Below are 14,912 nucleotides of genomic sequence, written 5' to 3'. Positions count from 1 at the left end.
CTCTATAAATTGTGTAACCGTTCCACTAAAATCCGCCATGCCACTGATGTAGCACCAAAGATAATGGAATAACTACGTTTGCCCATAGAAGTTGAACAAGAAAAGAAATGGACACAATGATTGAACAAAGGCGCATCAAAAAGAACAAACCGATGTAGTGGTTTGTTCCTCCAGTTCGCACATTAAGATGTAACAAAGATTTTCCCTTCCATCCCCAACTCCTGATGCTTCGGTAAAGTGCAAATAAAACGATATTCACCACTTTCCTCAAATATCAATGAAATGGCATTCTCGCTTCCCGGCATGGCATGTAAATGGATAGTCCCCTGCATAGAATGGTGGTGCATCTGTGCATTTTCCACCTTGACTCCTTCTTGATTTAGAAACTCTATGTCATGCTCTACTTGTCCCTTGTTCATTAATTGTATATTGACCGACTCTCCTTTTTTTACCACGATTTTTTCAGGAGTATAGCGGTATTCTTCCGCCGTAATAGTCAGCGTTTTAGAGCTTTGAGTAGAGTTTTCATCTGAATGGTGGAGAGAACCCTGTTGATCATTCACTTGCATGACAGGACCGAGCTGATGAAAAAAATAAAAGAATGAGAACAAGGTGACAAACGAAAGCATTGGGTTTTTAAAGAGTGGGATTCCTTCAATTTTGTGCTTCCATATATACATTAAGATGATCGTATTCATGACAATATAAAAGGTAAAGATGATTTTAATTAAGATATCGACCTGGAATCCTGTCACCATTACACCTAACATTGCTCCCATCATCCCGCCCATTACTGCTGCCATAACCCCTTCTAAAACGGCTAATGTTCCAAAAGGAAAAGCTACGAGATATCCAGCAAACAATGCGATCCCCATACTTAAAATAGTGGAAAGGAACAGGTTTTCTTGAAAATACACTCCTAACGCTATTCCAGACAAGAGACCGAATAGCATGGCTACGCTCATGGCGATGGTCATTCCAGCCATCTTGTTTAATTGTCCTCTACATACATAATTGGAGATAACGGTAAAAGCAAAAAAACCTGCCACTACCACGGTCATCACAAGAAGGGAAATGGTCAATGTATTCACTCCTAAAAAATAAGTTTGTACATCTATATGTGTACAAACTTATTTTTAGTCTCTACCGATATATGCCTTTAGAACCAATACGTGAAAGTATCAAACAGTCCAATAAGAAAGGTAATGCCTCCTGCTAATCGCTGCACCAATAATCCCATTTGCCGACCCTTTTTATAGATTTTCCCCGCTAATCCTAAATAAAATAAGAGAAAAACACCAATAAGAACAGGCATCGACGTTCCAAACGCAAAGACGGTCGGCAACACAACTCCATAAGAACTGCTTAAAACAATGGGCATTAATGAAATGAAAAACAGGACAAACATGGTGGGACAGAATGCCAAAGATGTACTTAATCCCAGAAAGAAAGAACCTATGAAAGGCTCGTCTTTCCATTTATCCGGAATTCGCACAATGGTCATAGTTCGACGCATCTTAATGACTCCCCATAAATATAAACCAATCAATACATACATGGGACCGATTAATTTACGTATGTACGGAAAGTACAATGTAAGGAACCGTTGAAACTCCTGTCCAAGCAGCCACACTAAAAAACCTAAAAAGGAAAAAGCAATGATTTTGCCTGCCAAGTAGAAGCTGACGTCCTTCCATACGTTTCGCCCCTTTAGCGTCTCATTCGTATAGATGGTTAGCGCACCAAGGTTACCTGTGAATTGACAAGGTGCCATCCCCCCTACAACGCCTAGAAAAAAGGCTGCTAAAAAAGGAATATTCTCCGTTTCATAAGCCAGATTTCGGAAAGGTTGTCCCAATAAATAACTGATTGGCACCAACAATTCGTACAATAACATCTCCCTCTCTATTTACCGTTACTCTTTTCTATCTATTTCTTCACGGTCTTACCTTTTTCTACAATAGAACCCCAGCTTTGTCCTCCATCCCGTGTTAAAAAGATATCATTATGAATCGTAACCATTGTTATCTCTTTTTCATTGTGTGGATTCACACTAACATACACGATAAAGTTATCCTCGCTTATATCCGGAATGTTTATATCCTGCGTCTCTTTATTATTCAGTTCTTGTCTTTTCAACCTCATCTTTTGTCCATCAGCGATGGTGTAAAGCATATAGTCCTTTTGAATAGACAAAGAAGTCACATTTTCTTTGTCAGAAATGAGATGAAACGTATTTCCATAATCCTTGGATAGATAAATTCCTTCAGGCGTTGCGATCCCCAATGTCTCCGGACTTGTTGGATGAGCCGTTATCTGATTGGCGGAGGATGCCCGCATGTTACGAAGCTGCGATTGTTTCCACGTTTCACCTTTGTCTAAAGAGTAATAGAGTCCTTGTTCCATTTCAGAGTTGGGATGTTCATTCACCACATATATAGCATCACTCTTATAACCGGCTGCAACATAGTGAAAGTCACTTTCTCTGTAAAACCCAAGCTTTTTGAGCGATTTACCCCCATCAGAACTTTGAACGAGCCCTAAAGGATTTTTCAAACCACTTCCTTCTTCAGGATGACCACTTGCATAGAATCCATCTTGAACCGCTTGAAATCCCATATAGTCATGATTATTCCTAGTGGTTTCATACCACTTTCCATTTCGGTAAATTTTCAACCCGGAGTGAGTGGCTAGGTATAACTCTTCACCATTTCCCGGATACCCCGCACCATGAATGTGCTCGATGGTTCCCTCTTCAATTTCTTTAAGGAATGCTTTATTTGGTGGCGTCTCCTTCTCTTTAGCAGAACACGCACTTAAAATGACGGTTGCCATCGTAATAATAGCCAGCATACGTTTCATCATATCTTGCTCCTTCCATTCCATAACTTGTCTTTTCTATTTTATGAAGAAAATGTGCAGTTTTTATCAAGAAATGAAAATAGCCGGGAAAATATGATAAATAAAAATAAGCCCTCTCACTATAAAGAAAGGACTCCTGTTACTGATTCAAAAGATAGTTTAATAAAAAAGCACCTACTACAATCAACAGCCAAATCGTCAGGTACATCATTCGACTTTTTTGACTGGTATGTTTATTTTTCTTACCTCCGTTGCAGCACCCCATTGTTTCTCTCCTTTCCCTGGTGATCTGTTCTCTCGTTTATACATTCTTCAACAAACTTTTTACAGATAAGTTTCAATATTTACACTTTTATTAACTCCATACATTTTACAAATTTAGCTGATATCTTTCAATCTAAGCTTGTATCGTTGCATTTCCGTCTTTGCAAAAATGAAGAAGTAGGTGGGAAAAATGTGTGGTTATGTTGGTTATATAAAAAATCCTTCAAAAAAACCGGCAAACAGTTTAGATATAAAAGAAATGAATTCCGTTATTTTTCATCGAGGACCTGATAGCGATGGCTATTATCAGGATGAACATGTTTCTCTTGCTTTTCGTCGTTTAAGCATCATCGATATCGAGCATGGACATCAACCTCTTTCGTATGATGATGAAAATTATTGGATGGTGTTTAATGGAGAAATCTACAATTATGTAGAGCTGAGAGAATTTCTTATTTCGAAAGGACACTCCTTTAAGAGCCATTCAGACACTGAGATATTACTCGCATTATATGTCGAAGAAAAAGAAAGAGCATTAACACGGCTAAGAGGAATGTTTTCCTTCATCATTTGGGATAAAAAAGAGCAAACGCTGTTTGGCGCCCGCGATTATTTCGGAATCAAGCCGCTTTACTATTTACAACAGAAAGATCAGACTCTTTTCGCTTCCGAAAAGAAAAGCCTGTTAGTAGCCCGAGAGGGAATTTCGTTGAATAAACAAGCATTACAGCATTATTTAAGCTATCAGTATGTTCCTGAACCAGAAACCATGGATCGGAATATCAAAAAACTGCCCCCCGGTCATTATTTCATAAAGAAACTAAATCAAAGTTTAAGAATCAAACCTTATTGGCAGCCAAGGTTCTCTTTAACTAGTAAAGCGGAAGAAGCATATGTTGACGAGATACGGAATGCCTTACGAGAGTCGGTCAACCTTCACATGAGAAGCGATGTTCCTGTCGGAGCCTTTCTGTCAGGTGGAATTGACTCTACTTTAATTACTTCCATTGCTAAAGAGGTTCACCCTAACCTCAAGACCTTTTCTGTAGGATTTGAAGCAGAAGGATACAGTGAATTAGACGTCGCAAAAGAAACAGCGGACAAACTGGGGATTGAAAACATTTCATATACAGTTAAAGCTGATGAATTTGTAGAGGAATTACCAAAGATTGTTTGGCATTTGGACGATCCTTTAGCGGATCCGGCAGCCATTCCTCTTTATTTCGTGGCACGTGAAGCAAGAAAACATGTGACCGTTGTGCTTTCAGGGGAAGGGGCAGACGAATTATTTGGCGGATACAATATCTATAGGGAACCCTCAGCTTTGCAGGTTTTTAATATTCTTCCTGAGCCCCTCCATACTGCATTAAGAAAAATAAGTTATCTGATTCCAAACGGAATAAAGGGCAAAAGCTTTATCGAGAGAGGAACTACTCCGCTACAACAACGCTATATTGGCAATGCAAGGATTTTTAATGAGAAAGAAAAGAAGCCTTTAATCCAATCTTATAAGGAATCCGTCAAATACACAGATATTACGGCTCCTTATTATAAGCAAGCTCAAGACTACGATCCAGTAAGCCAGATGCAGTTTATCGATATACACACATGGCTCCGAGGAGATATTTTACTGAAAGCAGATAAAATGACTATGGCGAATTCGTTAGAATTAAAGGTACCGTTTTTGGATAAAAAGGTGTTTGAAGTGGCATCCAGGATTCCTTCCGATATGAAAATCGCCAACAAAACAACGAAATATATTTTACGTAAAGCTGCTGAAGGAATCGTCCCGGATCATGTGCTTCAAAGAAGAAAGCTAGGCTTTCCTGTCCCTATTAGAAAATGGCTGAAGGACGAGCTTTATGACTGGGCATTAGATTTAATCCAGGACAGCAGTACAGATTATTTATTTCACAAACAAGAAATCTTAAACCTGCTTGAACAGCATGTGACAGGTAAAGTCGATAACAGCCGAAAAATTTGGACCGTATTAATGTTCTTACTATGGCATGAGGTGTTTATAGAAGAAGTATATGATTTGGCATCAGCATATTCCTCAGAAAATCGGAGGCTTGTATTGGTTTAACACTCCCTATTCTATAATAAACAATATTGTACTTACTCTGCCAATGTTAATCGATTCTTTAAAGAGCCGCCTTTTTTTAAAGGTGGCTCTTTCTCTTTTTATAAATAAGCCTAGTTACCATCCCTCCAGGAGTCTCCCCGTTATTCGTTTGATGAAAGGATTTTGTTCCATTTATCGGGAATGTCCCCGGATTATTCGCTATAAATTCAACAGAGATTCTTTTTCCAGATGCTATGTTCACGGTATCATCCATCAAACCATAACGTGGAAAACCATCAACCTCTACTATTTGAAAATCATGCCCGTGTATATGCATACTGTGAGATGAACTAGATTTATTAATAAAGCGGATTCTAACTCGTTCTCCATAACTTGTCTGAAGAGGTGATGTATGAGGAAAAGACTTTCCATTAATCGTAAAAAAATTAGGATGAATATCAAATTTATTGGGTTTAAAAATCCCTGGAGTAACCTCTCCCAGACTGGGCTGTTCTAACTGCCACTGCTGTAACACCAAAATATAATCTCGATGAGGCGGATTATAATAATTACTTGTCCCTTCATTAGGCAAAACAATGAACGCCCCTAATAACCCTTGCGCTACCTGGGAAGGGTTGGAAGAATGGTAAAAAAACGTTCCACTTTGCCATGCGGTAAAGCGATAAACATAGGATTGTCCTGGCTGTATTAAAGGGGTAGGTTCAATTTCAGGAATACCATCTTGGGTCACAGGCTTGGACAGTCCATGAACATGCAACGCGGTTGGGTCATCCAAACGGTTTTCTACTTCTAACTGAACAACCTCTCCCTGTTTAAACACAAGAGCCGGTCCAGGCGTTCCACCATTATATCGTAACGTTGGACAAAATATTATGTTTAATTGGCTCCGCAATTAATTTGTAATATCTTGTATTTTCCCCTCTTTTATAAGTGGCTATTTGTCCATCAGGCATTGATAAAACATTCTCCCACATAGTTATAGTTAATGCCTCCCTTGAAAATAAGTTCTGTCTATAAGTATTCAAAGAGAGTATATTTATTCTTCTACTTCCATTCCTAATGGTTGTCCTTCTTCTCCGACAGCAAAAGAAATGACAAAAGTTGTTCCTTTTCCAAGTTCGCTTTGCACAGATATATTCCCCTCTAACACTTTCACAATCTGTTGAACGATCGCCAGCCCTAAACCGGTTCCACCCATTTTTCTTGACCTTGATTTCTCCACTCGATGAAACCGATCAAAGATAAACGGCAACTCGTTCTCAGGTATCCCAAGTCCTGTATCTTCTACAGAAATAAAAATGCGACTCTTTTGTTCCCATGCCTTTATCTTGATGTGCCCTTCTTCAGTATAATGGATCGCATTTTCAATTAGATTAAATAATACCTGCTCCACCCTCGAGCCATCGGACCAGATTAATGGAAGGCTGTTCTCCGCTTTATATTCGAGCTTCAGCCCTTTTTGTTTCGCCTTCAATTTCCCTTTTTGAACGGCTTGTTCAATCATATCTTCCACATCAATCCATTGAGGAAATAGCTGTATTCTCCCTTCCTCCATCTTCGATAACTCAAACAAATCTTGAATTAATTTAGTAAGCCTGTTTCCCTCGCTTTCAATAATTCCTGAATACAGCTCAAGCTCCTTCCTATTCTGATATTGATGATTCTTTAACACCTGAGCATAACCAATCAAATAGGAGATAGGCGTTCGCAGTTCATGTGAAATGTTGGCTAAAAATTCACTTCGGTTTGTTCGATAATGATTCAGTTCGGATCTAAGGTCGTTAATCGCATTCGCTAACGATCCAATCTCATCTTTAGAGTTAATGGTTACTTTTGATTGTAAATTTCCTTTGGCAATCTCTCTTGTAGCCCTCTCCATCTGTAAGAGCGGTTTCGCCATTTTCTTGGCTACAAACCAAGTGAAGGCTAGCGCTAATAAGATAGAACTGCATACAGCCAATATAATTCCGTTTCGAACGTTATGAAGGGATTGGTGGATTTCATCAATCGAAGAAAATACCAAGACTCCTCCCTCGAATGTCTCTCCCGTTCTCAAAGGTCTCCCCACCATAAAGAAATATCGGCCTGTCCTCGAATCTAAATAATCTTGGTGAATGATTTGTCCTTTTTTTAGAGTCTGTACGATATCTGGCTCGATCGTATCTCCCTTTTGAAATTCCCGCAATCGACCTGGAGAAATGACCTTTCCTTTTTGATTAAAGAGAACAATTTCTTTTTCGGTCAAGTTCCCCAAATCATCCAAATGGATACCGTTCAAATGCTTTTCTTCCCATGTTTGTGCCAGTTTCAATGATAATTCATCTAAAGACTGTTGCACCTCATGGTAATAGACATTGGAAAAAATACGATCCACCGCAAACCCAAAGGGAAGCAGCACAATAAGAAACAGCGCCATGATGGTGGCGCCTAATTTAAGAACGATACTATTTAATCTCATCATTGGCTTTCCTGGTTATGAAATTTATAACCAATCCCCCATACTGTTTTAATGACATTCATATGACTGTCCAGTTTTTTTAATTTGGTTCGAATGTTTTTCACATGCGTATCAACAATCCTTAAATCCCGTGACGCATGAATATCCCAAATTTGGTCTAAAAGGATTTCCCTTGTAAACACACGATGGGGTTGAGAAGCTAACAACCAAATTAAATCAAACTCCTTGGCTGTAAAATCACCTTCACGCAGATTCACTCTAATTTGCCGACTTTCATTATCAATGGTCATCTTTCCTTTAAAATAGACAAGCACATGACTTGGCTGGGATAAACGACTTTTTAATGTATCGTATCTTCTTAACAGTGCCTTGATTCTTGCTTTCAGTTCATCAAACTCGAACGGTTTAACGAGATAGTCATCCGCTCCTATCTCTAACCCCTTAACGCGATCCTGCAGTTCACTTCGGGCTGTCAACATAATAATTGGTGTGTCGCTTTTCTCCCTAACCTTTTCGCAAATGGTCCAGCCATTCACATAAGGAAGCATGATATCTAAAATAATCAAGTCGAAATCCTGCTTCTGAATGACTTCCAATGCTGTTCCTCCATCTTTTATTTCCATAATCTCATATTCTGATGAAAGATGAATTCGCATCAAATTTAACATGTAATCTTCGTCTTCTATAATCAGTATTTTTCTCATTACTTCATTCCCCCGGATAACAATCATGGTCTTTATTTCTTAAACCCACTTTTTTAATACAAGCCCGTCAATATTCCGTAATAATAATGGGTGTCCCCACCGTTAAGGTCGTTTTATCCTGTGAACTACGAACTGCAATTTGCATGTTCATTTTACGTTTTTTTCCCATCGTAAGATCATTTTTAATTCTCTTTAAATAGGCGGAAACAGACATGAATTGCTCTTCTTCTAATCCTTCCAATTTCTTGGCTGAAAAACGTTCCATAACTTTGTTGGTTAAAGATTTTATTTGTTCATGACCATATCTTGCTTTTTTTGAAGCGGTGACAGTGTAAAAATTTTTGGAAATTTGTACACCGTTTAACGTTAACCAAGAATTGATTTCATAGTCTTTTTTACTGGTTCCTCTAATATCTTGATTCACTGAAATACTGATTTTACCGTTTTGATATATCCCTAAAATCGCAAGATTCATCCTCACTCCATCCCTCTCTAATCCGCCGGTGACTTTGTAGTGATGATTTTCTACTTCTTCAATTTGCCAGTCCTTGATGGGGACATTCTTTTCCAATTCTCGAATAAAATCATGAAACTCTTCCAAGCTATTCACTATTCCTGCGTTACCCTTGCGATAAACCTTCCATTCATCTATTTGAAAATGACTATTTTCAAATAACGCGAAAAAATCGGTTAATTCCTGATTGACGGTTGAAACAGCAAACATATTCGTATATAAAACAACGGACATGATCATGCCTGCAAAAAGTTTGCTCATCTTCCTTCCCTCCCACATCTCAATCTTTAACAATTTGAAAGATTTATATACACGTAGAGGAAAGGAATACTCTATGGATCTAGCAATCTAATTTTTTCGTCGAATAAACAAATAACGGGATTCCTTAATTAACAAGAACCTTCACGATAGGTAAGAAGCCCACTTTTTCTAATGACTGCCGCTCTATTTCTTAAGAATCAGGACCGGAATCAGAAGAGTGATGGATAACCTCAACAGTAAATCTCCCATCATTCTTCCACCCACTTATACCCTACACCCCAGACCGTCTGTAAATGATTCTCCACTGGAAATCCCTCTTTCCGTAATTTGTCCCTAAGATTACGCATATGTGAGTCAATAGTTCGATCTTCTATGTCTGCATCACTTCCCCACACCATAATAAGTAAATCTTCTCGAGTCAAAACGCGATTTACATTTTTTAAAAATAAACCAATCATTTCAAATTCTTTGCGTGTTAATGAGATGGTCCTATGATTATAGCTCAGAATGCGATGCTCACGGTTCCATGCTAATCCCTTATAACAAATTTCCGTTTTTTCCTCCTTCACCCTTCTAAGCACTGCTTGAATACGCGCCATCAACTCGACTTCGTTAAACGGTTTAATTACATAATCGTCAGCTCCTATATTCAACCCTTTAACGATATCTACAGGCTGATTGCGTGCAGTGAGCATGATAATCGGCAGATTAGAGAATTCACGAATTTCTTGACAGACTTCCCATCCATCTTTTTCAGGCATCATCAAGTCTAAAAGTATTAAGTCTGCCTTCTCTCCTCTTTGCAGATATTGAATGGCTTGTTCACCTGACTCGAATTTTAAGCATTGAAATCCATTCGGAACTAAATATAATTCAAGTAAATCTAACATTCTTATTTCATCGTCAATCAATATAATCTTAGGCATGCACACTCTCCTCTTTTAATACCACGGTAAATACAGTTCCCTTTCCAAGTTCACTCTCCACTTGAATGGTCCCACCATGAGTTTCTATAATTTCTTTCACAATAGCGAGCCCCAAACCGGTACCGCCACTTTTACGAGACCTTGATTTTTCCACTCGATATAATCGATCAAAGATAAACGGCAAATCTTTCGATGGAATCCCGATTCCTTCATCCATCACTTTGATTAAAATGTTGCCGCTATCTTTTTTTACTACTTCCAACCGTACCTTTGTATGTGGTTCAGAATAACTTAAGGCGTTATCTAATAAGTTCATGATTACCTGCTTAAACCTTATTGTATCGACCTTTATTACCAAATCTTTCGGACAAGAAAAGGTTAGCTGAATATGCTGTCGGTCAAACATAGGTTGTATCTGTTGAACGATACCTTCTAAAAACTCCCCCATACAAACAGACTGCTTTTTAATCAAAAAAGCATTTTGATCTAATTGTGCCAGTTCAAATAAATTTTGAACAAGAGAAAAAAGCCTTTCTGCTTCTTCTTGAATAATCCCTAAATACTTCTTACGGTCGGCAGCTTCAATGTTAGAACGTCCGGCAAAGTCCGTGTACCCCTTGATATAGGTCAACGGTGTTCGTAACTCATGAGAAATACTGGCTAAGAACTCGTTTCGTTCCCTCTTTAAATACTGAAGTTCTTCTGCCAAGGATTCAATAGCATTTCCTAACTGCCCAAGCTCATCATGGGAACGGACATCCAGCTTAACTGAAAAGTTCCCTTCACTTAATTTTTCTGTCGCTTTCTTCATTCGGACAAGTGGTCTCGTAATGATTTTAGACAGAAGGAAAATAGTGATAACCGAAAAGAGAACCGAAATGCCGCTCACTACATAAAAATGATGCTTCAACCTCGCAATCATAGACCGAATGGAATCCGTATGTTGAAACATGTACACCGTTCCAACCTCTTTATCATTAATATAAATGGGACTAGCAGTTGCAATATAATTTTGATGGCTCCAATCCCCTTGAATAATAACCCCTCTATAAGGATCTTTTTTTTGAACATGTTCTTGTATAAGTTGTCTCATTTCTTTCCAGATAGGATTAGAATGACTAATGATTTCTCCTTCTTGATTGACAATTACTACCTCTGTTTCAGCTTCTGATTCCATTAAGCTGACGTGATGCAAGGTAGTGACATCAAAATTTTTTTCCAAAACATCACGATGACTATTTCCTCGTAAACGTAAGCTTTCCAACTCTTCGGTGATTCGGCTGTTAGCCAATTCATGATACAGATACATGAATAGCCCCGCCTCTAGGACGAGGACGAAAATCAAAAAATACACACCTAATTTAATCGAAATTCGATTCACAGTTGTTCATCCTTTACGGTTGCTTTTTTTAATGTATCAAAAAAATTTGCAGATTTTATGCAGTTTTTTATAATCTTACTATCTTAAACACTTCAAAAATGTAACACTTTCTGCAAACTATCTGCACATTTTTATTTTAAATTAGATTTATAGCATGATGGAGGTGTTACGATGAAAAAGTTTTTAGCGGTTTCAGTCATTAGTTTACTCGCTGTCATTTCTACAGCTTGCTCCAATTCAAAAGATAGTATGAGTCAAGAAGACATGGTCAATATGGAGCATAATAATACACAACAAAAACACACCACTAGTTCAGCAACAACGTCCAATGATTCTTCCCTTCCCAGCACCATCAAGACTGAAGTGAAAAGTGGCAATGAGTTTACTATTACGGCAAAAGAAGCCATCCACCGATTTAATTCAAAGATCACTCTTCCCGTATGGACGTTTGATGGCTCCGTCCCCGGCTCTCACATTCGGGTAAAAGAAGGAGAGAAAGTAAAAGTCAATCTTAACAACGAGCTTTCAGAACCTGTTACGATTCACTGGCATGGTGTCCCCGTTCCTAACGATCAAGATGGAATTCCAGGTATCACGATGAATGCCGTTCAACCAGGAGAAACATTCACCTATGAGTTTGTAGCATCCGTCCCTGGAACCTACTGGTATCATTCCCATCAAGATAGTGTGAATCAAATTGATAAGGGATTATACGGAACCTTCATCGTAGAAGCAAAAGACGAAAAAGTCGATAGAGATTACACTTTGGTGTTGGATGAGTGGGTTTCCTCTTCTGAAGAATCAGAAGAAAAAACCGAAGGAACAATGGAAGGCATGGATCACAGTAACATGGACCATGGTGGTTCTGAAGCCAACAACATGAAGGATATGAATCACTCTAATATGAACAGGCAAGGGCATGATATGAGCATGTATGATTTGTATACGATAAATGGACAAAGCGGCGAATCGATTGAATCATTAAACGTTTCCAAAGGGGAGAAAGTAAAAATCCGCTTAGTGAACGCTGGATACATGTCCCACAAAATTCATTTACATGGTCATGACTTTACCATCACTTCGACAGACGGTCAGCCTCTCCAAAGCCCTACTGTAATGAAAGATCAGCTTGTGACAATTGCTCCAGGCGAACGTTACGATTTGGAATTTACAGCGGATAACCCGGGTACTTGGTTTATCGAATCACATGACGAAAATGAGGCAGCTGAGAATATGGTCGCCAACATTGTCTACGATGATAGCGAGAACAAAGACGATAAACAAAACTATCAGGCAACATTACCGGAAGTGGATATGACAACATACGGAAAAAATGGCGGAGGTGCTTTCTCCCTCAACCAAAAATATGACGTAGAATATACGATGGATTTAGGAACAGGGATGAACAACGAAGGAATGGTTTACACCATCAATGGAAAAGCGTTCCCTGATACGGAGCCCGTCAACGTTAAAAACGATGATTTAGTGAAAGTAACCTTGAAAAATACATCACCAATGGATGAGCATCCAATGCATTTGCACGGACACTTTTTCCAAGTCTTAAGCAAAAACGGTCAGCCTCTCCAAGGTTCGCCGTTAATGAAGGATACTCTGAACCTTAAACCAGGTGAAGAGTATGTGGTCGCCTTTAAAGCAGATAACCTAGGTAATTGGATGTTCCATTGCCATGATTTGCATCACGCAGCAGCTGGAATGGTAACGAAATTGAAATATACAGATTATAAGTCCAATTTCACTCCTGACCCTAATGCAAATAATATGGCGGAGTAAAAAGATCTTACATTTTTTCTTAGTATAATCGTGTATTCAGTGGCTAAGTAACGCATCCCTAGATGGAGTATGGTATAGAAACTTTGTTTCTATACCATATTTGCGTAGTTGTCTTTCTCCACCTTCATAACAATGGAAAGATTTCGAATAGAATTTACTCATTGTTAGATGTTGTTGGATAGTTTTTCCATGTTATCAGAATGACTTAATACGTATCCACCTTACTCTTTTTCAGCTTATCAGAAACAACGTCCACACAAAAAGATGAACACCTATTAAAAAGATGTTGATATTTCACGACGAAGATGCCAAAATTGCTGCCAAGAAAAGCACTGCCGAGAATGTCAGACGGGTAATGGTGCCCTGTCCAAATACGGGAAAATCCGGTTATAATAGCTATTCCCCATAATAAACCTCCAAAGGTCTGTTTGCACAGAAATAAAGGAGTCGACACAGCAAAAGCGAGCATCGTATGCTGACTCGGGAACGAAGAGTTCATTTTTGAAGGAATTAAAATACCGATACGCCGTTTCATAAATGGTCTCGGCTTGTAATAGACAAGCTTAATGAGACTATTCGCTACACAAGCCAGTCCCGCAGCCTGCATGGCATATATCACTGTTCGCCGAGATGAGCGGTTTTGAAATGCTAGCCATATTAGCACAAACAAATACAAATAGCGCGCTTTATTGGCAATCGCAATCATAAAAGCATCTGCCAAACTAGAACGCCCTGCGAGCCGATTAATTTTTTTAAACCATTGTTCATCCATCGCAACCGTCTCCTTATGTTGAGTTATCTTTACTATTTCCCCTTCCTTTTAAAACATGTACCTTGTCCAAAGTGTGTTCCATTGTTTTTTTCCTTCTAAAAAGGGAAATCTAGTCGTAAACGAAACGAAAGAAGGGAACATCGATGTGGAGTGCACTGCTATGGGGCGGGGTTTCAGGTTCAGCTGCCTTCATCGGGGCTGTCATGGCTCTTCTTTTTCCAATTCCGAAAAAAGTAGTTGCTTATATTATGTCTTTTGGAACCGGTGTACTAATCGGAGCTGCTGCGTATGAATTGCTCGGACATTCAGTTCAAGAAGCCGGCATTCAAGCTACTTCCATTGGGTTTATTGCAGGAGCTGGCCTTTTCACACTCTTTGATATTGTCATTTCTAAACAAGGGGGCGAGAAACGGAAACGGTCAGGAGAGCATTCCTCTCATCATGCCGGCTTAGCTATTTTTGCCGGAACGGTAATGGATGCGATTCCAGAGTCCATTATGATTGGGGCAAGTTTACTTGAAAAACAAGCGGTCAACTGGCTTCTTGTTATTGCGATTTTTATTAGCAATATCCCTGAAGGCATTTCAAGTACAATTGGACTAAAAAAAGGTGGCTATTCAACGAAGAAAGTGCTCATACTTTGGCTGTTCGTTTTGGCCATTTCTGCTTTCAGTTCATGGGGCGGCTTCACGTTTCTTGAACAAGCTTCCCCGAATACGACCGCCTTAATTGCTTCTTTTGCCGGCGGAGCGATTATTTCAATGGTGGCATCAACGATGATGCCTGAAGCGTTCCAAGAAGGCGGACCTGCTGTCGGGATTGTGACAGCGCTCGGCTTGCTTACTTCTTTAATTTTAGATTCCTTGTCAGGATGACGCGCGCCCTTTTTTTCT

Annotated in this window: 13 protein-coding genes; 3 read left to right on the top strand and 10 right to left on the bottom strand. The window is 39.1% G+C overall.

Annotated features, from left to right (window positions below; translation table 11 throughout):
• Positions 1–182: 182 nt before the first annotated feature.
• The 3 genes from ACXAEO_RS08270 to ACXAEO_RS08260 all read right to left on the bottom strand — a co-directional run bounded on the left by ACXAEO_RS08270 (position 183) and on the right by ACXAEO_RS08260 (position 2,865).
• Positions 183–1,082 (bottom strand): plastocyanin/azurin family copper-binding protein, encoded by a 900-nt coding sequence (locus ACXAEO_RS08270; protein ID WP_474879991.1) that lies wholly within the window; start codon positions 1,080–1,082, stop codon positions 183–185.
• A 77-nt stretch (positions 1,083–1,159) separates the two neighbouring features.
• Entirely contained in the window at positions 1,160–1,891 is a 732-nt protein-coding gene (locus ACXAEO_RS08265) for an urease accessory protein UreH domain-containing protein (protein WP_474879990.1), read from the bottom strand.
• Between the two features lie 38 nt (positions 1,892–1,929).
• Positions 1,930–2,865 carry a F510_1955 family glycosylhydrolase gene (locus ACXAEO_RS08260; RefSeq protein WP_474879989.1) on the bottom strand — a complete coding sequence of 312 codons (936 nt, stop codon included), beginning with the start codon at positions 2,863–2,865 and terminating at the stop codon, positions 1,930–1,932.
• A gap of 451 nt (positions 2,866–3,316) precedes the next feature.
• On the opposite strand from ACXAEO_RS08260, the gene asnB reads away from it, so the two are divergent.
• The gene (gene asnB, locus ACXAEO_RS08255) at positions 3,317–5,212 is read left to right on the top strand and encodes an asparagine synthase (glutamine-hydrolyzing) (protein ID WP_474879988.1); all 1,896 of its coding nucleotides are present in this window, start codon (positions 3,317–3,319) and stop codon (positions 5,210–5,212) included.
• 76 nt (positions 5,213–5,288) lie between these two features.
• Here asnB and ACXAEO_RS08250 read toward each other — a convergent pair whose 3' ends face one another.
• From ACXAEO_RS08250 to ACXAEO_RS08225, 6 genes are all read right to left on the bottom strand, one after another.
• Entirely contained in the window at positions 5,289–6,104 is an 816-nt protein-coding gene (locus ACXAEO_RS08250; RefSeq protein WP_474879987.1) for a multicopper oxidase domain-containing protein, read from the bottom strand.
• Between the two features lie 144 nt (positions 6,105–6,248).
• Complete coding sequence (locus tag ACXAEO_RS08245) at positions 6,249–7,673, bottom strand: sensor histidine kinase (RefSeq protein ID WP_474879986.1); 1,425 nt, start codon at positions 7,671–7,673, stop codon at positions 6,249–6,251.
• Entirely contained in the window at positions 7,670–8,374 is a 705-nt protein-coding gene (locus ACXAEO_RS08240; RefSeq protein WP_474879985.1) for a response regulator transcription factor, read from the bottom strand. Before ACXAEO_RS08240 ends, ACXAEO_RS08245 begins: the two co-directional genes overlap by 4 nt.
• 67 nt (positions 8,375–8,441) lie before the next feature.
• A complete protein-coding gene (locus ACXAEO_RS08235) occupies positions 8,442–9,149 on the bottom strand; it encodes a YwmB family TATA-box binding protein (protein ID WP_474879984.1) in 708 nt (235 codons plus the stop codon).
• A gap of 248 nt (positions 9,150–9,397) precedes the next feature.
• Complete coding sequence (locus tag ACXAEO_RS08230; RefSeq protein WP_474879983.1) at positions 9,398–10,075, bottom strand: response regulator transcription factor; 678 nt, start codon at positions 10,073–10,075, stop codon at positions 9,398–9,400.
• Entirely contained in the window at positions 10,068–11,456 is a 1,389-nt protein-coding gene (locus tag ACXAEO_RS08225) for a sensor histidine kinase (protein WP_474879982.1), read from the bottom strand. The genes ACXAEO_RS08230 and ACXAEO_RS08225 overlap by 8 nt, the downstream gene beginning before the upstream one ends.
• A 171-nt stretch (positions 11,457–11,627) precedes the next feature.
• Between ACXAEO_RS08225 and ACXAEO_RS08220 the strand changes: the two genes are divergently transcribed.
• Positions 11,628–13,247, top strand: coding sequence for a multicopper oxidase family protein (locus tag ACXAEO_RS08220; RefSeq protein WP_474879981.1), 1,620 nt, complete (start codon positions 11,628–11,630; stop codon positions 13,245–13,247).
• 205 nt (positions 13,248–13,452) lie between these two features.
• Here the strand turns inward: ACXAEO_RS08220 and ACXAEO_RS08215 are convergent, their stop codons facing one another.
• Entirely contained in the window at positions 13,453–14,019 is a 567-nt protein-coding gene (locus ACXAEO_RS08215) for an undecaprenyl-diphosphatase (RefSeq protein WP_474879980.1), read from the bottom strand.
• A 143-nt stretch (positions 14,020–14,162) separates the two neighbouring features.
• Between ACXAEO_RS08215 and ACXAEO_RS08210 the strand changes: the two genes are divergently transcribed.
• Positions 14,163–14,894, top strand: coding sequence for a ZIP family metal transporter (locus ACXAEO_RS08210; RefSeq protein ID WP_474879979.1), 732 nt, complete (start codon positions 14,163–14,165; stop codon positions 14,892–14,894).
• Positions 14,895–14,912 lie beyond the last annotated feature (18 nt).

It is taken from the genome of Bacillus sp. ABA4_010, from assembly GCF_056159105.1.
Note: the sequence above shows the minus strand (reverse complement) of the source record. Positions and strands in the feature narration are given on the sequence as shown.

Excerpts from the sequence above, each read along its gene's own strand:
- ACXAEO_RS08260 (WP_474879989.1), bottom strand. The coding sequence starts at position 2,865 with ATGATGAAACGTATGCTGGCTATTATTACGATGGCAACCGTCATTTTA.
- asnB (WP_474879988.1), top strand. The coding sequence starts at position 3,317 with ATGTGTGGTTATGTTGGTTATATAAAAAATCCTTCAAAAAAACCGGCA.
- ACXAEO_RS08245 (WP_474879986.1), bottom strand. The coding sequence starts at position 7,673 with ATGATGAGATTAAATAGTATCGTTCTTAAATTAGGCGCCACCATCATG.
- ACXAEO_RS08240 (WP_474879985.1), bottom strand. The coding sequence starts at position 8,374 with ATGAGAAAAATACTGATTATAGAAGACGAAGATTACATGTTAAATTTG.
- ACXAEO_RS08235 (WP_474879984.1), bottom strand. The coding sequence starts at position 9,149 with ATGAGCAAACTTTTTGCAGGCATGATCATGTCCGTTGTTTTATATACG.
- ACXAEO_RS08230 (WP_474879983.1), bottom strand. The coding sequence starts at position 10,075 with ATGCCTAAGATTATATTGATTGACGATGAAATAAGAATGTTAGATTTA.
- ACXAEO_RS08220 (WP_474879981.1), top strand. The coding sequence starts at position 11,628 with ATGAAAAAGTTTTTAGCGGTTTCAGTCATTAGTTTACTCGCTGTCATT.
- ACXAEO_RS08215 (WP_474879980.1), bottom strand. The coding sequence starts at position 14,019 with ATGGATGAACAATGGTTTAAAAAAATTAATCGGCTCGCAGGGCGTTCT.
- ACXAEO_RS08210 (WP_474879979.1), top strand. The coding sequence starts at position 14,163 with ATGTGGAGTGCACTGCTATGGGGCGGGGTTTCAGGTTCAGCTGCCTTC.